Raw genomic sequence first — 25,508 nt, forward strand, 5'->3', positions numbered from 1 at the left:
ATCATTCCATAGCACTGAAGCGACAGACATTAGTACTGATGTAATCACCATAAGCGGTGCCTGATAACAGCCAGTTCTTTGCCTTATTGATTTTTACCATAGCAGAGCTATCATCTTCAATTTGAAGATAAATACCATATTTAAAACGAGGGCTGGTTTCATCTTCTACAATCAATTGTCCATCATCCACAAAAATCACTTTCTGTGGTGTCTTTCCTCGAAGGCAAACAAACACATCCTGGCCATGTTCATTGAATAAGCCTTGTAGTTCACGGTTAAAACATTCTTTACTGATCGGGTTAAACTGATAATAGGTTTCAATTAAAGACTCCGCATTTTTCAGCAAATAATCTTTTACTTCATCTGTTTGCGTAAAGCCATCATCACCCAGTTCATAGATGACAAAGGCACCATCTGCTGGACCGATTGTCAAACTCTGATCCTGATGGATAACCAACCCTTCATTCTGCAAAATCGCGGTTAATTCTTCTTCTGTTAAAGCGTTAACTGCTTCTTTAAATTCTTGTGCATTCATACTCTGTATTTCCCGAAAATGTTAAGAGTGACTGTCCAACTTCACTAAGAAGTTAGGTTGGCGAATAAGGTAGGCAACTTCTCTGGAAGACGCATTACATTATCCACAATCGCAAAACGGTTCTGACCAAAAATCTGCTGTACATACTTATCCGCAAACTGGTCGATGGTCAAGCAGTAGCTATAAATACCGCGAGAGCCTAACTCTTCAACCGCCTTTTTCGCATCTTGTTTCAAATATTGACTGTCTTGCTCATCAATATCCGCCGGTTCCCCATCGGTAATCACCAGCATCAACTTTTGTTTTGACGCCTGTCTATCCAAATAAGCCCCTGCATGTCGCATCGCTGCGCCCATACGTGTCGACAATCCACCTGTCATACCAGCCATCTTAGCATGTACATCTGCATCGAATGGTTCATCGAACTGTTTGAAACGCGTGTACTGCACATCATGACGCCCATCGGACGAGAAGCCATGTACCGCAAACTGGTCACCGATACCGTTGATGGCGTGGGATACCAATATCGCCGCCTCTTGCGTCACTTCCAAAATGGTTTTGTCAGATCCAGGCACCAATTCATTGGTGGATTCTGATAAATCCAATAGAATCAGAACGGATACTTCACGCGTATTAATCACATTTTTCATGGTAATACGCGGATCAGGTTCCTGCCCCATACGTAAAGCGGTAATCGCTTCTACACAGGCATTCAAATCCAACTCATCTCCGTCTTCAATACGACGAATACGTTGTAAACCTACCGATTGCAACTTATCAACTATCTGTTTGATACGATGAGCAATCTGTTTGTTTTCATCCAAAATACGGTCATACAAAGCAGGGTCGCCCTTACGCGCACGGTGCTCATATAAAGTTACCCAGTTAGGACGATGCAACTGCACGCGGTAGTCCCATTCAGGGTAATGGAATGGATCGGAAATCGGCTCAATCCCTTCCATTTCATTCCAAGAAACACCATTATCTTCATAAGGATACAGTTCCGTACCCAACACCCAAACTTCATCATGATCAACATCAACCAATTCAGAATCGATTTCATTAATCATTTCCATCAAGGAAACATGCTTACGCACGGTTTCAGTTGGTGCACCAGAACCTTCGGCTTCACCCCACTCATCGGATGCCCAAACCAAACGGTTGTCATCACGATAAGCCAAACGAATTTTGCTGATTTCGGTCAAAGATTCCCAACGCGTCAAAGACTTGTTCAACAGGTTATAAAGGGTAATCCCCATATCCCAAGACCATTTTTCATTGTCTTGGTTTTCTTCGATTTCAGCATAAAAGCGTTCATGAATTTGCGCTAAAACTTCGTCTTCAAACGCATGTTTAGGATCCATTAAAGACAAGGCCAATTGCTCCAAACGACCTGCTGTAGACTCTGGACTCAACTTACCGTCTTCCATCGCTTGTGAGCTGACTTTTTTCCAAAGCTTTTTCAACCCAGGAAAAGCCTTGATTGCCTTGTACTCAACACGCGCATCTTCCATCAACTCAATAAAGAACATTTGTTGAGGATTCAACTGCTCCATGCTGATGGGCTCATTGGTGTACATCAAATGGGCAGCAATATGTGCAGACATGGCACGATACAATTCAATACCCTTGATGTCACCCATGTCGTTCAAGGCATCTGGCAAGTGCATCGCATGATTTTCATAGAAAGGCTTAAACCCTTCAAAATCTGCTGCCGAAGGACGGATAAAGAAGTCGCGCCCCCAGAATGCTCTCAAATAAAAATTGATTGAGCGGTGGAAATCAATGAACAACGTTCCTTTACGCTGCTGCTGGAAGACTGCTTTGGAATCTGCTGATTCCAGTGCAAAATATTCCATCTGAGCTTCGAAGTTACGAGCATGCGCCTGCGCACCCCACATTGCCCAGCGACGCAAACCAGATACCGTCAACTTTGACAATATTTCGTCAATATTCATCAACATCGGGCGCAAACCACGTGGCGACTTGGAGCCGATTTGATAAATCAACTTCAAGTATTGACGCAGTAGATCGATATCACCGGTTCTTTCCGCAGCTAATGGCAAAGAGTTCAACAATAACGAAACAACTTCACCCGAAGTTACCGATGACAACTTCATAACCGTTTCAAGAATATCGGTCAGAATTTCATCTTCAACCTGCGCGATGACTAATGGAATAGATTCCATATAGCTGATAACAATCTGCTTGCCCTTGCCCAGATAAGCAATACCCTGAGCGTTCTGCAACCAAATTTTACGGGTCGCCTCATTCATATGACGAGACCCTTCCTGTATCATCGAATCAAGCGTGTCCGACAACTCAGGAACCGCCTCGATCAAGGCTTGTTTAATTTCTTCAATCTCTGAACTCATAGCCAAACTCTCTTTAGATGTGTTGATTTTTCAGTCGCATCAGACGACTTCTGGGTCACTAAGCTCCTTCGCCATCTGTGACCCGCTACATCTGAATTTACTCTTCAAAGAAGGTTTCGACTGTCGTCATCAAGGTATCTAAAATATCCAAATCGTCTGTCAGTGGTGTAATCAACGCCATGCGGCAAGCTTTGTTTGGTGAAACACCTTTACCAATCAACTGTCCTGCATACACCAATAGACGCGTAGAAATCCCTTCGTCCAAACCGTGGCCTTTCAAGTTACGTGAACGCTGCGCAATCTGTACCAACTTCTCGGCAATAGACATGTCCACGCCAGATTCTTTAGCGATGATTTCCGCTTCAATCTGCTCTGCAGGGTAGTCAAAACTAAACCCACCAAAACGTTGCTTAGTTGACTGCTTCAAATCTTTCATCATTGATTGATAACCAGGGTTATAAGAAATAACCAACTGGAAATCAGGATGGGCTTCAACCAACTCACCTTTTTTATCCAACGGTAAAACACGACGGTGATCCGTCAAAGGGTGAATAACAACTGTCGTATCTTGGCGAGCTTCAACAACCTCATCCAAGTAGCAGATCGCACCGATACGTGCAGCAACAGTCAAAGGACCATCTTGCCACTTAGTACCGTTAATATCGATCAAGAAGCGTCCAACCAAATCCGAAGCTGTCATATCTTCGTTACAGGCAACGGTAATCAATGGCTTGTTCAGTTTGTGTGCCATGTATTCGACAAAACGAGACTTACCGCACCCAGTCGGTCCTTTAAGCATCATCGGCATGCGTGACGCATAAGCCGACTCAAACAGTTCAACCTCATCCGAAACCGGACGATAAAAAGGTTCGTTTTTAATAACGTATTGTTGTGGGTCAAGTGCATTGATTTCAGACATGTTGCTTCTCCATGTTAGAGTGAAAACGAATTTGTTTTAATGATTTGTGTTTACCAATCAGCAAAACAAATTGGTTTAAAAAAACCAGCCAGTTTCGGGGCTGGCTGGTCGTTTAACCCTTGCAGGAGGTAAGTTCCACTCGGGTAAACCTGGTTAGTGCTTGCCTTAAAATTAAGTAAGGCAAACACCAGAATTCAATAGCAGCTTCCAATCGCTTTTGGTTCATGGAAGCTGACGTGATCTCACAGAATTAAAAGGGATAGTGAAATCACGATTTTTTAAAAATGGTGCTCTCGCACCACTTAGTCATCCAAACTATGGATTACATGTCACCACGCTTAACAAGCATGTTAGCGCCTTGTGACTGTGCAAAGTTATCATAACCAATCAAACGAACGTGGTTGTTTGGGTTAGCTTTGATACATGCATCTACTTCAGCCAATACTGCATCTGCATCAGTTTCACCGAACATCGGTAACTTCCACATATACCAGTAGTAAGAGAAAGCATTCTCTGGCTCTGAGTGTTCAATCGCTGGGTTCCAACCTTTGTCAATGATGTACTGAACTTGAGCTTTAATTTGTTCAGCATCCATTTTTGGAAGGTAAGAGAAAGTCTCAGCTTTACGTGACTTTGGATCAGAAAGTCTTGATGGATAGTCTTGTACTTGACTCATAATAGTTCTCCTAATATCTCAAATTACTTGTGGCTAACATCAAGTTTGTCAACAGTATCGAATTCGAACTTGATTTCTTTCCAAGTTTCCATAGCGATCTTCAACTCTGGGCTATGCTTCGCAGCATTTGTCAGAATTTCTTTACCGTTTTTCTCGATCTCTTGACCTTCGTTACGTGCCTGTACACAAGCTTCAAGTGCTACACGGTTAGCTGCTGCACCCGCTGCGTTACCCCATGGGTGACCTAGCGTACCACCACCGAACTGAAGAACTGAGTTATCACCGAAGATAGAAACCAATGCTGGCATGTGCCATACATGGATACCACCAGATGCAACTGGAATAACACCAGGCATTGCACCAAAGTCTTGGTCAAACATGATTCCACGTGAACGATCTTCAGCGATGAAGCTATCACGCATGATGTCGATCCAACCTAGAGTTGCTTCACGGTCACCTTCTAACTTACCAACAACCGTACCTGAGTGAAGGTGATCACCACCAGACAAACGAAGTACTTTTGACAATACGCGGAAGTGAATACCGTGCATTGGGTTACGGTCGATTACACCGTGCATTGCGCGGTGAATGTGTAACAACAGACCGTTTTTACGGCAGTAGTTAGCTAGACCTGTGTTTGCAGTCAAACCACCAGTCAAGAAGTCATGCATAACGATCGGAGAACCGATTTCTTTAGCAAACTCAGCACGCTCGTACATTTCTTCTGGCGTACCAGCAGTAACGTTCAAGTAGTGGCCTTTACGCTCACCAGTTTCTGCTTCTGCTTTCTCGATAGCGTCTTGACAGAATAGGAAACGATCTCTCCAACGCATAAATGGTTGTGAAGTTACGTTTTCATCATCTTTTGTGAAGTCAAGACCACCACGAAGACACTCATATACTGCACGACCGTAGTTTTTAGCAGATAGACCCAACTTAGGCTTGATAGTACAACCCAACATTGGACGACCATACTTGTCCATTTTGTCACGTTCTACTTCGATACCATGTGGTGGTCCACCACAAGTCATAACATATGCTAGTGGGAAACGAATATCTTCAAGACGGATAGAACGAAGTGCTTTAAATCCGAAAACGTTACCAACCAAAGAGGTCATAACACTTACGATTGAACCTTCTTCGAACAAGTCGATTGGGTAAGCGATGAATGCATAGAATGCAGAGTCGTCACCTGGAACGTCTTCGATTCTGTAAGCACGTCCTTTGTAATAATCCAAATCTGTTAAAAGGTCAGTCCATACAGTAGTCCAAGTACCTGTTGAAGATTCTGCCGCAACAGCTGCTGCGATTTCTTCACGTGGTACACCTGGTTGTGGAACAACTTTAAAACACGCTAAAAAGTCTGAGTCTTTTGGCTCATACTCTGGCATCCAATAAGTCTCGCGGTATTCTTTTACACCGGCGTTATAAGTCTTTGCCATTTTTCACCTCTTTGTTTTCAATGAAATTGGTTACGTTAGCTGAAAAAAACCTTGGTATCATTTTCGAAAGGTTTCCCGAAAATTTCCCAGCGATTTCAGTTGAAGCAAAGTTTAGCGAAAATCCACAGAAAGCCCATACAGGCGTTCTTATGCCATATATTTACATTTGTTTATGATAAAATGAAAAAACCCCAGTTTTAAGGGAAAGTTGATAACGGAATTACTTAAAAAATAGAGATATAAAAATGCAAAATTTACATTTGACAGCACAACAAATTCGCATTTTTGAGTCAGTTGCTCGTAATAAAAGCTACACAAAAGCGGCAGAAGAACTTTATTTGTCTCAACCAGCAGTTTCAATTCAAGTCAAACGTATTGAAGAAAACAACGATGTTAAATTGATTGAAGTTGTTGGAAAACGCTTATATCTGACTCGAGCGGGTGAGCAGATGTATAAAAGCTGCCAAAAAATTCTCGATGAACTGAAAGACCTCAATATCAGCATCAAATCCGCTCAGCAAAAAATTGAAGGTGAACTCACCATGGCAGTGGTCACACCTGCCAAATATTTTATGCCCTATATTTTGAAAGCGTTTTTGAACCGTTTTCCAGGTGTTATTCCTCGCATTACCGTTATCAATCGCCGCCGCATCTTGGATGAACTGAAACAAAACCAATACGATTTAGCGATTATGGGGCGCGTACCGGAAGAGTACAAAATGGAAGCCTTTCCTTTCTTTAAGAGTGATTTGGTTGTGATAGCACCGCCAAAGCATCCGCTTGCAAAGGTTAAAAACATTACCCAAGATCAGATCGCTAATGAAAACTTTATCTTGCGAGAAAAAGGGTCGGGCATTCGCATCGCAACAGAAGAACTGTTTGCACAGCATGGCGTTCAAATAGAACCTTATATGGAATTGGGAAGCACTGAGTCGATCAAACAAGCTGTGATGGCAGGATTGGGTATTTCCGTTATCCCACAGCATGCAATCCGCATTGAATCGAAACATGGGCATTTAGAAGTTTTGGATGTAGAAGGCTTTCCACTGAATCGTGACTGGTATGTTGTGAAATTGGAACAAAAAACACCGCCACCGCCAGCTCAAGCCTTTTTAGAATTCTTAAACTCGGTAGACATCAATAAACTGTTAGCTCGCTCTGACACTCGTTAAAAACCATCCTAGAAAGGCAGTTTCAACTCTGGCGCTAAGACCAATAATCTCTGCTTAAAGCGTTTTTGTATCTTTTCCAATCCCTGTTGTGTGGTCGCCTCGAAACGAATCGTTAACGTCGATGTCGTATTCGATGCTCGCACCAAACCCCAGCCATCCTTATACTCAACTCTCACACCATCAAGCGTAATGATTTCTTTGATTTCACTATCAGACTCCTTCATAAAACTCTGACACAGGTTCTCTACCAACAAGTTAGCTTCACCTTCAGGCACATCAATGTGAAGCTCCGGCGTGCTCTGCCATTGTGGTATTTTGGCAAATAACTCGGCTGCCGTTTGTGATTGACGGGCAAGCAACTCAACCAGTCTAGCTGCAGTGTAAATTGCATCATCAAACCCATACCAACGGTCTTGAAAAAATAAATGCCCTGACATTTCTCCGCCAAGTAGCGCACTGGTCACTTTCATCTTAGCTTTCATCAACGAATGGCCGGTTTTCCACATAACTGCCTTTCCATTAGACTTTTCAACTTCTTGCGCAACCAGAGCGGAACACTTCACATCAAAGATGATCTCTCCACCAGCACGATTTTTCAAAATATCTCTAGCAAATAAAATCAACTGCCGATCCGGCTCTAAAACCAGCCCTTGATTATCGATTACACCACAACGATCCCCATCACCATCAAATGCCAGCCCTAAATCTGCTTGATGTTCAAAAACAGCGGTTTTTAAATCCGTTAAATTTTCCAATTTGGCAGGGTCAGGATGATGATTAGGAAAATGGCCATCCACCTCACAAAACAACTCGATGACCTCACAACCAATAGATCTTAAAACTTCTGGCGCATAGCGTCCTGCCACACCGTTTCCAGCATCCACCACCACTTTTAATGGTCTGTACAACTGAATTTCACTGGCAATACGCTGTCGGTAATCGGAAAAAATAGAAAGGTTTTGTGCTGAGGAGTTACCCCAGCCTGGTAGATTTTTAACTTGCTTGAGCGTTTGATCAAAGCCCTCTGACCCAATGCGTTTGCGCAATGCCTGGATTTGCTGACCATACAAAGCTTGTCCTTGTGTAACAAGCTTAATGCCATTGTCTTCTGGTGGATTATGCGAGCCAGTGATGACTGCACAAGAGTTGACGCCCTCTAAAGTTTCCGCTGCGAAATAAACCATGGGAGAAGTCACTTCCCCCACATCAATAATTGAAACCTTCTGGCTGGCCACACCTCGCATAAAAGCCTGTTGTAATCGCAAACTGGATAAACGCCCATCACGTCCGACGACCAAACACGTTTCACCGTAAGCAATTAACTGTTCCGCAAAGGCAATACCAATAGATTCCGCAGCAGATTCATCAAGCGAAATATCAACCTTTCCGCGAATGTCATAGGCTTTAAAAATCCTAGAAAATGCTTCCCGCATAACAATCTCGCCCTTACAGGCCAGGCGCTTTCCACATCGAGTCGGTCAACCCTTGTTCGACCAAGGCCAGCTGCGCTTGATAGACGGATTGCCACTGCTCCGAAATATCGGTATAACGCTGAGTATGCTTAGGGTTAGGGGTAAAAGTCTTTTCCCACTTCACAACACTATTTGCCGCTTGCTTCATCGAACCATACAATTCAACCCCTACACCAGCAGCCATCGCAGCGCCGAGTGCAGTCGCTTCCTTAACCTCTGGAATTTGAATGGTTTTACCCGTCACATCTGCAAGAATTTGTGGCCAAAGCTTCCCTTTGCTCGCGCCACCAGCAAACACCAGTTGGTCACTACACACACCCGAAAAAGCTTCAATATTTTTTAAATTGATTGCCGAAACAATGCACGCATTTTCTTGCAATGAACGAAACATAGATGCTTTATTGCACTTTTCCGCATCCAAATTTAAATTAATAAAAGATGGGCTCGCATGTATCCAATGGCCATAATTCATCACATCAGAAAAAATAGGCAAAATACCATAAGACCCAACTGGTACTTGCTGCGCCTTTTGCTCTAGTAAAGCATAAGCATCTATGCCTTTTTGTTGCGCTTGAAGCACTTCCAACTCACAAAAAACATCTCGAAACCAGCGCATCACTAGACCACTAAAAAATGTAATGCCTTCGGCCTGAGATAACCCAGGAATAACATGAGGATTCACACGGATCGACATATCTTTCGGAGTAGACGTATCGGCCTCAATATTAACCACCTGTTGCCAAAAGGTGCCGCCCAAAACCGCTGATTGTCCCAGTTCTACAACCCCTAAACCTGCTGACCCAAGCTGAACATCTCCACCACCAGTAATAACCGGTGTGCCAGGCAACAATCCAGTTTGCGCTGCTGCTTCTGCAGACACCACCCCCACTTGTGTGCCAGTTTCATAGGTATTTGGAAAAATAGATTCAGGAATACCCAATCCACTCACTAGACCGGGAAGCCAATGACGTTCATTCAATGAAAAAATACCTGCGGTGCCTGCATTAGAGGGTTCACTCACGATATTGCCCGACAACTCGGTCAAAACCCAATCACTAATCATATTAATATGACGAACTTCGGCAAAAATTTCTGGGTGGTGTTTTTTTAACCATAACAACCTAGGCAAGGCGCCCAGTGCAAACGTTTGTCCAGAAGCCTGATAGAATTCTGTTTCTAGCTCTGGATATTCCTCAGTCAGCATTTTGACTTCTTCAGAAGCTCTCGCATCGACATTTGCCACAGCCCATATTGGCTGGTGAGAACCGTTATAAAGCACAATCCCTTCGCGCATTGAGGTAGAAGAAACCGCTTGAATTTGACTTGGCGACACCCCCGCTTGTTGAATGGCTTTTTGAATACAACGGCAAATCAACGCCCAGTTATTGGCACAATCAAAGGACATTGAATTGGGTACATTTTTTTCAGCGATATGAGTCCATTCTTCTTGTCCAACGCCAAGTTGACGACCAGCAACATCAAAAATAACCGCGCGCCCAGAACCGGTACCCGCATCTATCGCCAGTAATACTGCATCCATTCAATTCTCCTTATTGCCCCTGACTTTCATGCCCATGCTAAAAAACGATTCCTTACCCTTTTTTAAGCTTAGCCTGCTCTAATTCCCAATATTCCATTTCAAACAATTCCGCATCCGAAAGAGGCTGATAACCGCCAAGATCTTGTGCTCTCAAAATTGCTTCAAAAGTATGATTATTAATGTCTTGGATGATTTCGACTTCTTTTTCAGACTGTCCAAATGCTACTGAACCCACCCCTTTAATGACCGCATAATGAGGTGCTGGGTTGAGGCTAATTTCATGCGTTTGAAAACGATTAAAGTAGTCTTGATACGCAGCCACATAAGCCTGAACTTCTGTTTCAATCAACTCAATGTCTCCCGACAATACGACTGGCTTTTGCTTGGTGCGAATAATATGATCTGGCGTCAACACACTCACCTGCTCCAAAACCGCATCCGACTGTTGTGCAAACACTTGTGAAACCGTCGATTCATTGACCAATCCGATAATATTTTCTGGTGTCTCAGGCGACTTAATTTTTGCAACACAATCGGTTAGTGCCGTTAAATAATCTTCGGAAATTTCTTGCTCAGCTTTCGCTTCAGGTAAATGCGTTTTTGCGGATAGAAAATCTTCGGCCATGCCTGCCAATTCAATCATCATGTCATAGGCTTCTTTACCAGAGTCTGAAAACGTGAACAAGCCATGGTTCATCAGCACCATACCTTTGACCTTTGACCAATCCAATGTTTTGGTTTGTTCATAAACGGCTTTTGCCAAAATAAAACCAGGCATGACATAAGGAACAAATATCACAGAATCACCATAAAGCTCTTTCAATAAAGCTTCGCCATTAGGTGTGTTACTAATTGTTACCAATGCATCGGCATGGGTGTGGTCGACAAACTTAAACGGAATCACTGCATGTAAAATGGCTTCTACCGAAGGGTTTGGCGCCGATGCATCAATCATTGCTTGGCGTTGTTGCGCCACCATGTCCATATCCGACATACTGTCGAGTTCCGCCATTTTCAATAGTGCGTCTAGTTTTACCGGGGCGAAGCCTGCTGGCTCAATCGTTTCCAAATCCCAGCCAGAACCTTTGACATAAAGAATATCTTCACCATTTACTTGAGATTTAACCGAGGTATTACCTCCGCCATGCATGACAAGGTTCATGTCTTTACCCAATAAACGCGAGGTATAAACGCGCATATCTAAATCACTGCTAATCGTTGCAGCCTCAGCTTCATTCCAATAATTTTGCATTATGCTTCCTAAAAATTTTTCACTTGTTCAACAATCAATCAAACATCTTCTTTAATAAATGGCTGACCAGGTTCCCAATCAATATAAACCGAGTCTTTTTCTTCCAAATGTGGCGCTTTGATAAACACCGCTTTAAATGGCGTGTCAGTTTCATTACGGAAGTAGTGCGCTTCGTTCGGGTCGCAACGCAAATAGGTGCCCGGCTTGATAACCACACGCTCACCATCCACATACACCGCACACTCGCCTTCTAGCCCTAAAAATGATTCTTCTTGAATCACATGTTTATGGCAAGGGTGATGCTCGCCCGGCGTAATCACCACCACGCCTAAATCAACATTAGGCCCATTCGTTAGATATTTTGGGCCATGGGTTTCAAAACGATATTCATGTTCATTTTCATGAGTCATATACATAATATTTTTCCTTTTTCTTAATGCGTTCCAGTATGACCAAAGCCACCAGCACCACGTTCAGTGGCATCACCAAACTCTTCTACCTCTGTAAAAACCGGTTGTAATACAGGCACAATCACCATTTGCGCAATACGTTCACCCACTTCAACTGTATAGGGCTTATCGCTACGGTTCCAGCAAGATACTTTAAGCTCCCCCTGGTAATCGGAGTCGATTAATCCTACCAAGTTACCCAGCACAATACCATGCTTATGCCCTAAACCAGAGCGCGGCAGTAACATCGCTGCCAGACCGGCATCATCCAAATGGATTGCCATGCCCGTCGGAATCAGAACCGTTTGTCCTGGCTCAATCGTCATAGGGGCGTCAATACAAGCACGCAAATCGAGTCCGGCAGAACCTTTGGTACCATAGTGCGGCATTTCTATTTCATTACCCAAACGTTTATCTAAGATTTTATACTCGACTTGAATGGTCATCTCACTTCCCTTTCGTATAGATTTCTAATTTGCCCGTTATTTTGGCATAAAACGGCTCAAAGAGTGAATCGTCTGTACCTATAAAGTGTTTTAATTAGACCTTACGGTGTAAAACACTAGAATGGATTTATCTAGAAACACTTAGAGAGGAACAGCGAGATGCCAGGGATGTTTTCAGGTCTATTTGGATTGATATTTTTCATCTTCTTGTTAGTCGCAGGTATTTTATGGTTTTTAATGCCTTTTGCGGTTTTTGGTACCAAAAGCAAGCTGGACGAACTGATTCAGTCTCAAATACAAACCAACCAACTGTTGCACCAAGTGCAAAATGAAATTTTAGAGTTACGCAAAGCACTTTCCGAAAAGGGTTAGTGCTTTTTCATCGACCTCATGCAGCGCATACCTCAAAACATCTGGGCTCTTGGTTGGGTCAGTTTTTTTACCGACCTCGCGACGGCCATTATCAAACCGCTTATACCTATTTATGTGGTACTCGTGCTCAATCAAGGTATGGACAAACTTGGCTATATTCTTGCCATCACAACTTTCGTTTCCTATCTGTTACGCTGGTTCGGTGGCTGGTTAAGCGATAAATTTCAAGTCACGAAACCTTTGCTCATTGCTGGGTATGGCCTTTCTATGATAATGAAGCCCCTGATGGCTTTTGCAACCACCTGGCAAAGCGTTGCTTTTTTCAGCGCATCTGAACGACTTGGCAAAGCGATTAGAAGCGCTCCTAAAGATGTGCTAATTTCTGCATCAGCTTCTACTAATCGACAAGGACGAGCCTTCGGTGTACATAAAACATTGGATATTGCAGGAGAGACATTAGGCGGTGTTGTCGCTTTTGTATTGTTGAGTTGGTTAGGCCAATCTGCTGGGCACATTCAAATGATTTTTGCTCTCACGCTCTTTCCTGGCTTGGTCGGCTTATTGATTTTGATTTTCTTTGTCGAAGATCGTTTAAAAAATCATTCAAATACTACTCAAAAACCCACAACCGATTTCACCGCAACTTCAGAAGCAAAAACGACTTTCGACAAAGGTTTGTGGGGTTGGTTCTGGATTTATTTTTTAACCATGTTCTTTATGATCAATGAGTCGTTCATGCTGGTAAGAGGTCACGAAGTGGGCATTGCAACCTTCTGGCTACCGCTACTCATGGTTAGCTCTGGCTTAACACAAACTCTAATCAGTTATAGTGTCGGTAAACGTTTGGATGCAAAAGGCACGCGCTTATTAATGTTAATCAGCATTGGCTCTGCTTGTCTTTCCACTTTACTACTTCTTTCAAACATCCCTTATTTGACGGTTGTTGCATTTATACTGCAAGGCGTATTTATGGTAACTGGGCTCAATGCCTTGCGTACGCGCATTGGTCAAACGCGTCACGCAAAAGGTAAAGCTTACGGCATTTTCTACCTTGGAACAGCTGTTGCCATGGCTACCGGCAATCTTGTCGTTGGGCAAATATGGGAACACCTCGGCAACCACCAAGCATTACAATTTTCCTTAATAGGGTTGCTGCTTCTATTAAGCATTTCACTACTGAAACCCAAGCTTCTGCCCGAGAATGGAATTCATTCCAAATCAACTCATGCATAAAAAGTACATACCTTTATTTACCTGAGAGAATAATCATCCCGCAAACTCTGCTATTGATAGAGGGTATCTATTGGTTTTTTAAAAATCATTGCCGTAGAATTTAATCCAACGATAGAAAACAAATGTCCTCGACAAAGGAATATTGTCATGAACAAAACGCTCAATTATGTAATTTCAGCCAGCTATATGTTTTCAGCCCTGTCTTTGTTTGCTATAGCGGTAATGATTATGGGGTGGTCTGTGTCCGAAGTGTTCGATCAACTCTTTAATGCTAATCTACAGAAATCCGAGTTCGTCGCGATCATGCTACAAGCAGTTGGTGCAATCGTTATCGCAATTGCAATCATTGACGTATCCAAATATATGATCGAAGAAGAGATTCTTCGAGATAAAGAATTGCGTTCACCCAGAGAAGCACGAGAAACCATGACCAAAGTCATCGTTATCATTTCTATTGCGGTTGGGATTGAAGGGTTAGTTTATATCTTCAAAGCAGGAAGTAAAGACATTACACTGCTACCTTACCCTGCCGTATTGCTGGTCGTCTCGGTGGTCTTAATCGTTGGCCTGGGCATGTTCCAAAAACTCAGCTTATCGACAGAAAAATCAGTAAGAGAACCCAAGCCGAAAAAAGAATAAAACATTCACATTAGCAAGAGAAAAACTCTCTTACCTAGGTTTACCCTTCCCTTAACAGAGCTTAAAGGAAATCACCCAGCCTGGCAGATTTTTAGTCTGGCAAATCACCACTCATGCTGGCCGGCATAATAAGAAAATGCCGCCATAAAGGCTGGTTCTTGAAATTTTTTCAAGCCGGTTTCGGCAAAGGTAATCGGCAAAGGATATTTTTTCAGGTTTTCTTTTTGTTCCGTTGCCGACATCAAAGACACCGCCACATTCGGCATCAACTGTAGCGCAGCTTCTAGCTTAAAACCATTCGCTCCGCCAGCAAACTTGCCTTTTTTCAAGCGTGCGCGAATCACCACATTATCAATCTGATAATCCTGGATTAATTTAGCAAACGTTTTTTGAAAATACTTTAAATCTTCCGTCTTGTCTGGGTTCTGGCAAGTCACTCGTCGTACCCGACAATCAGGCAAATGAAAAATATCCGCTTCTACTTTCAGTAAACTGATAATCGCATCATTCCCACTCAACTCTACACCGCAAATCACCATAACCTTCTCCCAATTCGTTTAAAGCAATAAAAGAGATTATCTCAATAACCTGAACGATTCGGGAAATTCTTTCAATGAAACCGTTGTTTTAAGATTCCTGCGCCGTTTTTTGATTGTTTTTTGACCTTGCTGACGTAGAATGAAAGGCAAAAACTCACTCTGTGGATTAACCGAAATGAATGACTCTTATCGCCTCAATATGGATCTTGCCGAACAAGCTTATACGCTTGGCGATCAATTGGAATGGGTAAACAGCCCCTCTGATGGCGTCTCCCGTGTGCATCTTGAACGTGAAGCCAAGGAGTCCGGTCATACCACAAGCTTTGTGAAGTTTGCGCCAGGCTCCTCTTTTTCTCCCCATACTCACCCTTTGGGAGAAGAAATCTATGTAATGGAAGGGGTCTTTTCGGATGAAAACGGTGACTATCCCGCAGGCACCTACTTAAGAAATCCACCCGGCTCTAACCATAAACCGTTTACAAAAGAAGGCTGTACACTTTTCGTTAAACTGGATCAGTTTCAAGCCGGAGATACAGAGCAAGTGGTCATCCGCCCAGAAGATCAGCAATGGCGTCCTGGCATTGGTAACTTAGAAGTCTTGCCATTACATCAGTTCAAAACCGAATCGACTGCACTGGTTTTTTGGCCGGCCGGCGAAGTTTTCCAACCCCATACTCACTGGGGCGGAGAAGAAATCGTCGTCCTATCTGGAACCTTTATTGATGAAAGCGGGCACTACCCTGCTGGCAGCTGGATCAGAAACCCAGATCAAAGTCGTCATCATCCTTATGTTGAAGAAGATACATTAATATTGGTAAAGGTTGGTCACCTGATTCACTTAAATGATGCCGTAGGGTAAACGTTTTGAGCTCTCTTATTTCTTCTATTAGTATTTTGGTCATACTCATTGGTCTGATTAGCGCCCTGAGACATTTTGGCGTTTTGCGTAAAGAAGATGGCAATCTATTTGCCCACATCGTCACTCACATCACGCTACCGGCAGTTATTTTTGATGCGTTGTCCCACGCCCAACAACTTGAGTGGGATTATATTTTGGTCGTGATTTTTATCTTACTTGCTGAATCTTTAATGTTAATGATTGCCTGGTTTATCGGCAAAACACTAAAACTTGCTGACGCACAACTCGGCAGCCTCATGCTGGTATCTGCATTTGGAAGTTCGGCATTGCTTGGATATGCCATTATCCAAGAAGCTTTTCCTGGTAATGCCGATGCACTGTCAGAAGCGGTTGTGATTTCAGAATTAGGTGTGGGAATTGGCCTGTTTACACTTGGGACAATGGTGGCCATTTATTTCGGCAAAAAAACCTCCCATGCTTTTACGCCACTGCAAAGCTTAGTAGATTTTTCTAAGTCACCTATTTTTATTTCCATTGTGCTAGGTCTTGGCTACTGGCTTCTAGGCTTGCCAACTCATGGCGCAATCACTGAACCACTATTCGATGTCATCCATTTAATCGCAGAAGCCAACACCTTCTTTGTTGCTTTAACCGTAGGCGTATTACTGCAATTCAGTTCTTTAGCCAGCATTCTAGGCTTAACCCTAATTGTTATTTTTCTTAAGTTGATTTTGAGCCCTTTGCTGATTTGGCTACCTACCTTAGCATTGGATTTAAAAACCTGGCAAGTTCAGGTCATTATCCTAGAAGCCGCCATGCCTTCGGCAATGCTAAGCGTAGTATTGGCTACAAAATATGGGTGTGATGGGGTTTTAGCATCGAGATTGGTTTTTATGACAACCATCGCCAGTATCGTGACAACGCTATTGATGGTAAGTTGGTTGTGATACTCTCAAACAAGAGTACTAGCTTTAGATTCTTTTGCAAGTTTTGAAATATGCTTAATCGCTTTTTCTGAAACCACTTCAATCCAATTAGGTAAACTTTCTGCGGGGATTGGTCGAGCAATCGCATAGCCTTGAACTTTACAGCAGCCCATTTGATAAAGCTTATTACAGTGCTCTATGGTTTCAACCCCTTCAGCAATCACATCACGACCAAATGCCTGTGTTAGCTTTAAAACACCATCAACAATTGCCAAATCATCCTTATCGACTAACATATCCCTTACAAAACTTTGATCTATCTTAATCAGTTTTGCCGGCAAATGCCTCAAGTAAGTCAATGACGAATAGCCTGTACCAAAATCATCAAGCGCAAACTCCACACCTAGCGTCTGGCAATAACGCATTAACTCGCTAACATTACCCACTTCTTCCAGAGCTGTGGTTTCAAGAACCTCAAACTGCAATGCACGCTCTGCAATACCTGGATAACGACTAAAACACGTCTCAATACGATTTTTAAAGTCCTTTTGCTGTAACGATCTTGCACCAATATTAACGCTGATCGGCATATCAAGCCCAAGATCATGCCACTCTTCCCACTGTCGCATAGCTTCCTTCATCACCCATTCATCGATTTCTATACTCAACGAATGATCGTTAACGATTGGAAGAAATTCATCCGGATAAAGCAATCCTTTCTCAGGGTGTTGCCAGCGGATTAACGCCTCTACGCCACAGATTTCTTCTTTTTCCAAATCTGCTTTAGGCTGGTAATGTAAAACAAACTGATCCTCTCTAAGCGCAACCCGAATATCAAGTAACATAGCCGATTGCGACTTAACCACCGCATCCTGATCAACATCAAAGAAGCGGAATCGATTTTTACCTTCTTGTTTGGCTTGATACATTGCCTGATCGGCATGACGAATTAAAAGATCTGCATCAGAAAGATCATTAGGATAAAGTGCAACACCGATACTTGCCGATACTTTGATTAAAGCACCATCAATTAAGATAGGTTCAGAGACTGAATATAAAACCCTTTCCAAAACAGGTTCGCTAGCTTGCGCTGAATCTAAATCCACCAAAAGTGCGACAAATTCATCCCCACCTAAACGAGCAAGGGTATCTTCAGCTCGTAGTGATTTCTGCATTTTTTCAGAAATTTTCATTAATAACTGGTCACCCACATCATGACCATAAAGGTCATTGACCTCTTTAAAACCGTCAAGGTCTACAAATAAAACCGCTAACGAACTCTCGTTCCTATCCGCATGGATAATAGCTTGCTGCAATCGATCCGCCAGTAAAACACGATTCGGTAATTGTGTCAGAACATCATAGTGGGCAATATGCTCTAACCGTTGTTGGTTTTGCTTTATCGCGGTAACATCGGTAAAAATGCCCATATAATTCTGAGGTTGTCCATTATCATCATTGATAGCGCTAATGGTGATAACCTCAGCATATACCTCTCCGTTCTTATGACGATTCCACATCTCCCCTGTCCAATATCCTTTGCTGGATATGTCAGTCCACATATCTTTATAAAAGTCAGGAGGTTGTAAATTTGATTTCAACATTCTCGGGTTTTTACCCAAAACTTCTTCTCGGCTATAGCCTGTTATCTCTGAAAAGCCTTTATTAACATCAATAATATTCCCTTGCGAATCTGTAATAGTGATACCTTCACGAGCGTAATCAAATACATTACTTATTAATTTTAGATGATTTTGTGCCTTAACTCTCGCAGTGATGTCACGGGATAAAACCACAAAACTATAGCCCTCTTCCCGTTTTTCTTTGCATGAAACAGACAGTTCAAAATATCTAATGCCATCGCGTGTCTGCATGTGATACTGTTTACCGATAGAACGTCCTGTTAAACGAGCTTCTTCGAAAGAAGCATCGCAAACCTCTACAACATCTTGAGGCAGTATCTCTTGATACGTCTTTCCTAAAAATTCTGCTGGTTTTATATAAAGTTCTTCTACCTCTGCAGCCGTATGATAATTAAGAATGACACCATCATTGCTTACCTCAAATAAAAGGTCGGGAATAGCATCCAAAGTCGCTTTAAGCTGATTTTGAGATTCAATCAGTGCCTGTTCGGACTTTTTAAGCTCACCGATATCTCTGGCAACACCAAGGTAACCTATAACTTCTTTGCCATTTTTTGCATAAATAGGCGTTACCACTAAGCTAACAAGAATATGGTTGCCATTTTTATCGATAAAAGTCCACTCGCCTTGGTTTCCGCCCTCTTCATGTGCCTTTAAAGTAAACACCTGCATATCAGATTCAATAGGACCAAACTCTTTTTCCAGTATTGCTTTTTTTTGCTCAACTTCTTTGGTTAAGTGAAATGCTCCGGGAGTAGCTTTACCCACCATTTCATCTTCTGTGTAGCCCAAAAGCTTTTGTGCACCTGAGTTAAACTTGGTAATAATGCCTTTGGTATCAGTCGCTACAATGGATACTTCTGTTGCAGCATTCATAATCTGGCTTAAGGTTCCGGCAACACTATTCAGCTTATGCTGCAATTTTTTACGACGGCGAATGTCATACAGCAAATAACCAATCAACGCCATTTGTAACAAGATGCCACCTGACAATAGATAGATTTGCTTTTCTTTCTCCTGGGCGAGCTGATTTTTCTGAAAATGAACTATATTTTCCAATGCAGTTTGATATGCCCACAAACCTTTAGAATGACTTCTTTCCTCCGTAATATCGTTAACCATTGATAACAACAAGGTCTTTCCTTTGACCTGATAAGGTTCGGAATGAACTTCTACGGTTCTCACCTCGCCGTTCGCCAGTTTATGCTGAAAAATAAAAGTATTTTTATCTTCCGCAGACGCAGATTTTCTATCTGACGCGACTTGTTTCTTTGGTAATAAGTTAATCTGCTGAATGGTCATTTGCTCCAGACTCTGCATAGGATAACCATAGAACTTAGCTGCAGCTGGATTGGCTTCAACAATCTTTCCAGAATCTGGATCAATCATTAGCATGACAACATTTTGTTGATTAAAGACTTTTTCAAACCCCAGAGAGGTCTCATGTGCTTGGGACAAAGAAGAAAAAACGAGCAGAAGTGCTGACAAAGTCAGGAAATAGAAATTACTAGGTGCAAGCCCCCATAGCTTTTTACACCCTAAATTTTTGTATAAACAAAAGTTAAAACCACCTAGGGTCATAAAGTCCCCTTTCATCCCTAACAAGAGTAGCTTAGTGAGTTTCGATTCTAGCAGAAGCGATTCAAACTGCAAACTATTAAAAAATAAAGATTTTTTGGGGGTGCATTTCATTTTTTTACTTCTTAGCGATTCAGTTCTCCCGATAAAGTAATGGTTTAGCTATAATCTTAATAAAACCACCAACCAATTGAGTTCACTATGCCTCGCAGATCTTTTTTAAAACAATTCTTTATTTTGGTTGTCTCATTAACCGCTCTATTCAAGTTGCGCCCACTGAGAGCTGCCGTGCTGAACACCACCGAATACTCACCACAAAGCAGGTTAAACAACCCTAAGCTTCCAACCCTAAAGAACAACTACCTAGGCAACCCAATAGAAAAGGGAATTTTCATCAACCCTTACACTGAGAACACGCCGGCGGCCAAACACCGTTTTTCTGATCTCATTAAGTGGCGGTTTTCAGACAATCCTTACAAAGCCGAAAAAGAGCGGGAAAAATCTTTACCCGGGCTTGAGGTAATTCACGCAAAAGACAAACCAAATACCGACCAAGACTATATTCTCTGGTTAGGCCATGCCAGCTTCTTAATTCAAATAAACGGCAAAGTGTTGGTGACGGATCCTTGCCTCACTGCTCCACCAATGTTTACGCGACATACTGAATTACCAATCCCTATCGACAACATCAAACCGGATTACTTACTCATTAGCCACGGACATTACGACCACTTGGACAGCGACACTCTCAAGCATTTCAACCACACTAAAGCACTTATACCACTCAAAATGTCTCCGCTGATGCAAGAGCTTAACGATACGATTGACTGCCAAGAAGCGGGTTGGTATCAACAGTATTCATTGGACGATGGTTTTGAAATCATCTTTTTGCCCGCCAACCATTGGTATCGTCGCACCCCATTCGATAAAAACGAAATCCTTTGGGGCAGCTTCTTGATTAAAACCCCAAGCAAAACCCTTTACTTCGCTGGTGACACCGGCTATGCCGAACACTTTAAAGAAACCCATGAACTATTCGGCAAAATCGACATCGCTTTTCTACCCATTGGTGCTTACGAACCGCGCTGGTTTATGAAGTCTAGTCACATCAATCCGCAAGAAGCTTTACAGGCCTATCACGACTTACAAGCAGACACTCTTGTGCCCATGCACTATGGCACCTTTGATTTAACTGATGAACCTTTGAGCTTGCCGCCTAAAGTATTGAAAGAAAACACCACTACCGAAAAAGTGAAGTACCTCAAAATCGGTGAAACTTGGCTGATTTAATATGACCCCAGCCTGGTAGATTTTATTGAAAATCTGCCAGGCTGGGTAAAGAGACAACAGATGAATTAAGCCGTTCGATGACGGAATAACCAACCTGCTAAAGACATGGTCACCAAAGCGATAATCGCCATCGGCCATGTTTGCGACCAAACGACATCGACACCAATATCTTGCAAGAAAATACCACGAACAATAACCAAGAAATAACGCATAGGATCCATATAAGTGAGCCATTGAATTACTTCCGGCATATTTTCAATCGGTGTGGCAAAGCCAGATAAAATGACAGCCGGCACCATGAACATAAAAGCACCCAGCAACGCTTGTTGTTGCGTAGTGGATAAAGACGAAATCATCAGCCCCACACCAATGGACGAGGTTACAAAAAACACCATTGCGAGTTGTATCAACCAATAGTTTCCGCGAAAAGGGACGTCAAACCATAAAATAGCGATCAGGATAATCAAGTTACTTTCCAGTACGGCAACCAGCACGCCTGGCAAAGACTTCCCTATCAAAATTTCTATCGGTAAACAGGGCGTCACCAATAATTGATCAAAAGTTCCTTCTTCCCTTTCTCTCGCGACCGATAAAGCGGTAATCAATAAGGAAACAATCAACACAATCAAAGCAACAATTCCGGGGACGAAAAACCAATTGTTCTCCAAGTTTTCGTTAAACCAATTTCTCGGCACCAAATTTAATGGTGGCTGCTTAAGGTTATGCTGCTTTGCCCACTCCTGGTTAAAAGTTTGCACCACCCCCGCGACATCGTTTTGTGCCAACAAGGCGGTATTCGAGTTACGTCCGTCAACAATCACCTGTAAGTCGGTGGTACCATTTTTAAGTAACCGACTGGAAAAATCGCTTGGAAAACTCACCACCACCAACGCTTTTTTCTCATCAATCCATTTATTCACTTCTTGTTGGGCATGCAATCGCGCAACCACTTTAAAGCTATCAGACCCTTCCAGCCTGCCGATAATCTCTTGCGATTCAATACCTTGATCTTGATTCAAAATCGCTATGGGCGCTTGCTTCAACTCAAAGGTAGCGGCATAACCGAATACCATCAACTGAATTAAAGGAGGCCCGATGACAACAAAACGCGTACGCTTATCTCGAAACAATACCCGCAGTTCTTTAACCATTAATGCAAAAATTCGTGACCAAGAAATCCAACTCGACATCTCGTCTCCCGTTAATCCAAACGCTTATAGGATTTTTTTAACACAATAAAGGTTAAAACTAGCCCCATCACCAATAAAGCCGCCATATTCGGCAAAATCACCCACAAAATATCACCTGCTAAAAACTGACTTTGCAGCAAAGAAACAAAATAACGCGCAGGCACGATATGCGAAATCAACTGAATAACCAAAGGCGTGCTATGCAAATCAAAAATAAAGCCAGACAACAAAAATGCAGGTAAAAAAGAGGCCAGAATAGCAATTTGTCCTGCCACGAACTGTGTACGACCAACAGTTGAAATCAAAATTCCCATTGATAAGGCGACCCATAAAAACAAAGCGGAACTCAGCAACAAAATCCACAAAGACCCTCTAAGCGGTACATGGAACAGATAAAGCGCCATCAACAAACTCAGCAACATGCCGCCCATGCCCAACACAAAGTAAGGAAAAACCTTACTGAAAAGAATCTCATAAATACTGACGGGCGTCACCAGCAAGGCTTCCATCGTGCCGCGCTCCCATTCGCGTGCGACCACCAACGCCGTTAAAAGCGCTCCAATCAATGTCATCACAATGGCAATTAAGCCCGGCACAAGAAAGTAACGGCTATTGACCTCGCTGTTAAACCAGATACGCGTTATCTGCTGTATCGGTTGACTGAGTTTTAAACCATGACTTAACGAATAATTGGATAACCAAACCTGCCAAGTAGCCTGCACATAACCGTTAATTAAGTTCGCGGTATTCGAATTCACACCATTTACCAACAATTGTACTGGCGCAGATTCTTGAGTATAAAACCCTTGTGCGAAGTCTGATTTCAAAATTAATACCGCTTGAATCTTACCCTGCTGCATCGCATTTTCGGCTTCGGGAACATTTGGGTAAACACTGGTATCAAAATACTCCGAACGGTGAAAGTGACTAACAAAATCGGCAGATGCCTCAGAGGGTTGTTGCTGAACAACCCCCACTAGAATATGTTTCGCATCCAAAGACACGCCATAGCCAAACAATAAAAGTAATACCACTGGCATTACAAAGGCAATGCTGATACTACTTGGATCTCGCAGAATTTGGCGAAACTCCTTTATCACCAACCCTCGCACTCGCATCAAAACACGAGGCCAACCTTCCATTCGATTTTGCATGGCTTTACGACTCATGCCTGTGCCTCTTCTACTTCATTGGGCAATTGATGTTTTGCGCCTTGCACCATGCGAACAAAAGCCTCTTCCATATCCGAAACACCCATTTCATCTTTAATCTCACTCGGCGTTCCCAACGATAAAATCTTACCCTCAGCCATAATCGCCATACGATCACAATACTCCGCTTCTTCCATAAAGTGAGTAGTCACCATTACCGTCACCCCCTGGTCAGCAAGCGCATTGATTTTGTCCCAAAAATCTCGTCGTCCCAAAGGGTCGACGCCAGACGTCGGTTCATCCAAAAACAAAATATCCGGTTCATGCATGAGCGCACAAGCCATTGCCATGCGTTGCTTAAACCCTAAAGGTAAGTCATGACTTGACTGTGTCAGGTTTTCTTTCAGGTCAAAGGTTTCCACCGCCCAAGCGATACGTTGCTGTTTTTGCTTGCCTTTTAACCCATAAATTTGGCTGTAAAACGCAAGGTTTTGTGCCACGGTCATCACGCCATAGAGCGAAAACTTTTGCGACATATAGCCCAACTTAGCACGAGCTTGTGCGCGGGCATGGCGTAGGTTAAGACCAACCACTTCTAAATGCCCACTGGTGGCCGGCAACAAACCGCATAACATACGAAAAGTGGTGGTTTTACCTGCACCATTCGCCCCCAGCAATCCAAATATTTCGCCGCGTTTGACTTTAAAGGTCAAGTGATCGACTGCAACAAAATCACCAAATTTACACACCAAATCTTTAACTTCAATGGCCGGCATATCGTCTGATGGTGACTCCGTTATCTGCTTTTCGCTAGACGAATCACTGTTTTGCAAAGTCTGCTCATGAGGCGCAATATCCTCTTCTGCAAGACGGTCGACAAAGGCATCTTCAAAACGCGGAGCAACAGGTTCAACTTGGTAATCAGTAACTGCATTATTTTTCTGTAGTGCTTCGGAGAGTAGATGAGGCGATTCAAGTGTCTGTGTCGTCAGCACGCGTAATGCATCGCCAAAAATCAGTGCATCTTTTACCATGGGTAATGCATCCAGCTGCTTTTTCAACTCTCGCTTTGACACTTCTGGATGAGACACCAAAAAAGTACGCTGCCTCATAGGGTCGGAAAATTGATTTGGCGGCCCTTCTGCCAAAAGCTTACCCTGATGCAACAATTTAATATCATGGCATCGTTCAGCTTCATCAAGATAAGCCGTACTTAGAAGAACGCTCATCCCTTCTTCTTCAACAAGTTGGTAAACAATTTGCCACAACTCTCTGCGAGAAACAGGATCAACCCCAACGGTCGGTTCATCCAACAAGAGTAGCCTTGGTGCCTTAACCAATGTACATGCTAATCCTAGCTTCTGCTTCATACCACCGGATAGATTGCCTGCCAAACGGTCATAAAACGCATTCATGCCCATCATACTCAGCAAAAGCTCAAATCGTTCGACACGATCTCCTCTAGGTACGCCTTGTAAATCAGCATAAAGCGAGAGGTTTTCACGTACGGTTAAATCCTGATAAAGCCCGAATTGCTGCGGCATATAACCAATCGTCGACTGAACGGCCAACGGCTGCTCGGCAACATCAGTTCCCAACACTTGAATACGGCCCTCCTCAAACTGCAACAGTCCAGCAACCAAACGCATCAAGGTGGTTTTGCCTGCGCCATCTGCGCCAATCAAGCCAGTTACTTGCCCTGGCTTGAGTTGAAAACTCACCTCTGATAAGGCATCAATGGTTTGGTTTGGCAGTGTAAAGCGCTTACTGAGCTTTTCAATAATGATGGGAGCGGTGGAATCCGTCACAA

22 protein-coding genes are annotated in these 25,508 nt (G+C 43.0%); 7 read left to right on the forward strand and 15 right to left on the reverse strand.

All coding sequences use genetic code 11. From position 1 onward, the window contains the following. Nucleotide 1: 1 nt before the first annotated feature. The 5 genes from N745_RS0109500 to N745_RS0109520 all read right to left on the reverse strand — a co-directional run bounded on the left by N745_RS0109500 (nucleotide 2) and on the right by N745_RS0109520 (nucleotide 5,947). Nucleotides 2-535, reverse strand: coding sequence for a hypothetical protein (locus N745_RS0109500; protein ID WP_024851892.1), 534 nt, complete (start codon nucleotides 533-535; stop codon nucleotides 2-4). A 44-nt stretch (nucleotides 536-579) separates the two neighbouring features. Then, nucleotides 580-2,910 carry a nitric oxide reductase activation protein NorD gene (locus N745_RS0109505; protein ID WP_024851893.1) on the reverse strand — a complete coding sequence of 777 codons (2,331 nt, stop codon included), beginning with the start codon at nucleotides 2,908-2,910 and terminating at the stop codon, nucleotides 580-582. A 97-nt stretch (nucleotides 2,911-3,007) separates the two neighbouring features. Next, nucleotides 3,008-3,829 carry a CbbQ/NirQ/NorQ/GpvN family protein gene (locus N745_RS0109510; protein WP_024851894.1) on the reverse strand — a complete coding sequence of 274 codons (822 nt, stop codon included), beginning with the start codon at nucleotides 3,827-3,829 and terminating at the stop codon, nucleotides 3,008-3,010. Nucleotides 3,830-4,151: 322 nt separating this feature from the next. Then, entirely contained in the window at nucleotides 4,152-4,505 is a 354-nt protein-coding gene (locus N745_RS0109515; protein WP_024851895.1) for a ribulose bisphosphate carboxylase small subunit, read from the reverse strand. Between the two features lie 23 nt (nucleotides 4,506-4,528). Continuing rightward, complete coding sequence (locus N745_RS0109520) at nucleotides 4,529-5,947, reverse strand: form I ribulose bisphosphate carboxylase large subunit (protein WP_024851896.1); 1,419 nt, start codon at nucleotides 5,945-5,947, stop codon at nucleotides 4,529-4,531. Nucleotides 5,948-6,192: 245 nt separating this feature from the next. Here N745_RS0109520 and N745_RS0109530 point away from each other — a divergent pair, with 245 nt between their 5' ends. Continuing rightward, entirely contained in the window at nucleotides 6,193-7,119 is a 927-nt protein-coding gene (locus N745_RS0109530) for a LysR family transcriptional regulator (RefSeq protein WP_024851898.1), read from the forward strand. 8 nt (nucleotides 7,120-7,127) lie between these two features. On the opposite strand, the gene N745_RS0109535 is transcribed toward N745_RS0109530, so the two are convergent. From N745_RS0109535 to dut, 5 genes are read right to left on the reverse strand one after another with little or no spacing between them, the layout of a single operon-like run. Continuing rightward, nucleotides 7,128-8,552 (reverse strand): phosphomannomutase/phosphoglucomutase, encoded by a 1,425-nt coding sequence (locus tag N745_RS0109535; RefSeq protein WP_024851899.1) that lies wholly within the window; start codon nucleotides 8,550-8,552, stop codon nucleotides 7,128-7,130. Between the two features lie 13 nt (nucleotides 8,553-8,565). Continuing rightward, nucleotides 8,566-10,131, reverse strand: a complete 1,566-nt coding sequence (gene lsrK / locus N745_RS0109540) for an autoinducer-2 kinase (protein WP_024851900.1) — start codon at nucleotides 10,129-10,131, stop codon at nucleotides 8,566-8,568. Between the two features lie 52 nt (nucleotides 10,132-10,183). Further along, entirely contained in the window at nucleotides 10,184-11,383 is a 1,200-nt protein-coding gene (locus tag N745_RS0109545) for a class II aldolase/adducin family protein (protein ID WP_024851901.1), read from the reverse strand. 38 nt (nucleotides 11,384-11,421) lie between these two features. Next, nucleotides 11,422-11,799, reverse strand: coding sequence for a cupin domain-containing protein (locus N745_RS0109550; RefSeq protein WP_024851902.1), 378 nt, complete (start codon nucleotides 11,797-11,799; stop codon nucleotides 11,422-11,424). A gap of 17 nt (nucleotides 11,800-11,816) precedes the next feature. Next, a complete protein-coding gene (gene dut, locus N745_RS0109555) occupies nucleotides 11,817-12,278 on the reverse strand; it encodes a dUTP diphosphatase (protein ID WP_024851903.1) in 462 nt (153 codons plus the stop codon). 159 nt (nucleotides 12,279-12,437) lie between these two features. Here dut and N745_RS0109560 point away from each other — a divergent pair, with 159 nt between their 5' ends. The 3 genes from N745_RS0109560 to N745_RS0109570 all read left to right on the forward strand — a co-directional run bounded on the left by N745_RS0109560 (nucleotide 12,438) and on the right by N745_RS0109570 (nucleotide 14,522). After that, complete coding sequence (locus tag N745_RS0109560) at nucleotides 12,438-12,650, forward strand: hypothetical protein (RefSeq protein WP_024851904.1); 213 nt, start codon at nucleotides 12,438-12,440, stop codon at nucleotides 12,648-12,650. 18 nt (nucleotides 12,651-12,668) lie between these two features. After that, nucleotides 12,669-13,883 (forward strand): MFS transporter, encoded by a 1,215-nt coding sequence (locus N745_RS0109565; RefSeq protein ID WP_024851905.1) that lies wholly within the window; start codon nucleotides 12,669-12,671, stop codon nucleotides 13,881-13,883. A gap of 147 nt (nucleotides 13,884-14,030) precedes the next feature. Continuing rightward, on the forward strand, nucleotides 14,031-14,522 hold the full coding sequence (locus N745_RS0109570) for a hypothetical protein (RefSeq protein ID WP_024851906.1): 492 nt from the start codon (nucleotides 14,031-14,033) through the stop codon (nucleotides 14,520-14,522). A 104-nt stretch (nucleotides 14,523-14,626) separates the two neighbouring features. On the opposite strand, the gene N745_RS0109575 is transcribed toward N745_RS0109570, so the two are convergent. Then, nucleotides 14,627-15,061, reverse strand: a complete 435-nt coding sequence (locus N745_RS0109575) for a DUF3010 family protein (protein WP_024851907.1) — start codon at nucleotides 15,059-15,061, stop codon at nucleotides 14,627-14,629. Nucleotides 15,062-15,236: 175 nt separating this feature from the next. On the opposite strand from N745_RS0109575, the gene N745_RS0109580 reads away from it, so the two are divergent. Both N745_RS0109580 and N745_RS0109585 read left to right on the forward strand, forming a co-directional pair. Further along, a complete protein-coding gene (locus tag N745_RS0109580) occupies nucleotides 15,237-15,920 on the forward strand; it encodes a cupin domain-containing protein (RefSeq protein WP_024851908.1) in 684 nt (227 codons plus the stop codon). A 5-nt stretch (nucleotides 15,921-15,925) separates the two neighbouring features. After that, nucleotides 15,926-16,867: an AEC family transporter gene (locus N745_RS0109585; protein WP_024851909.1), complete on the forward strand. Its 942-nt coding sequence runs from the start codon at nucleotides 15,926-15,928 to the stop codon at nucleotides 16,865-16,867. A 5-nt stretch (nucleotides 16,868-16,872) separates the two neighbouring features. Here the strand turns inward: N745_RS0109585 and N745_RS12355 are convergent, their stop codons facing one another. Continuing rightward, nucleotides 16,873-20,070, reverse strand: a complete 3,198-nt coding sequence (locus N745_RS12355; RefSeq protein WP_169729909.1) for an EAL domain-containing protein — start codon at nucleotides 20,068-20,070, stop codon at nucleotides 16,873-16,875. Nucleotides 20,071-20,268: 198 nt separating this feature from the next. Between N745_RS12355 and N745_RS0109595 the strand changes: the two genes are divergently transcribed. Next, nucleotides 20,269-21,357 carry an MBL fold metallo-hydrolase gene (locus N745_RS0109595; RefSeq protein ID WP_024851911.1) on the forward strand — a complete coding sequence of 363 codons (1,089 nt, stop codon included), beginning with the start codon at nucleotides 20,269-20,271 and terminating at the stop codon, nucleotides 21,355-21,357. A gap of 65 nt (nucleotides 21,358-21,422) precedes the next feature. On the opposite strand, the gene N745_RS0109600 is transcribed toward N745_RS0109595, so the two are convergent. From N745_RS0109600 to N745_RS0109610, 3 genes are read right to left on the reverse strand one after another with little or no spacing between them, the layout of a single operon-like run. Continuing rightward, a complete protein-coding gene (locus N745_RS0109600) occupies nucleotides 21,423-22,547 on the reverse strand; it encodes an ABC transporter permease (RefSeq protein ID WP_024851912.1) in 1,125 nt (374 codons plus the stop codon). A gap of 11 nt (nucleotides 22,548-22,558) precedes the next feature. Beyond that, a complete protein-coding gene (locus tag N745_RS0109605; protein WP_211239102.1) occupies nucleotides 22,559-23,716 on the reverse strand; it encodes an ABC transporter permease in 1,158 nt (385 codons plus the stop codon). Then, complete coding sequence (locus N745_RS0109610; RefSeq protein ID WP_024851914.1) at nucleotides 23,713-25,506, reverse strand: ATP-binding cassette domain-containing protein; 1,794 nt, start codon at nucleotides 25,504-25,506, stop codon at nucleotides 23,713-23,715. The genes N745_RS0109605 and N745_RS0109610 overlap by 4 nt, the downstream gene beginning before the upstream one ends. Nucleotides 25,507-25,508: the final 2 nt, after the last annotated feature.

This window comes from Hydrogenovibrio kuenenii DSM 12350 (genome assembly GCF_000526715.1).
Lineage (GTDB): Bacteria > Pseudomonadota > Gammaproteobacteria > Thiomicrospirales > Thiomicrospiraceae > Hydrogenovibrio > Hydrogenovibrio kuenenii.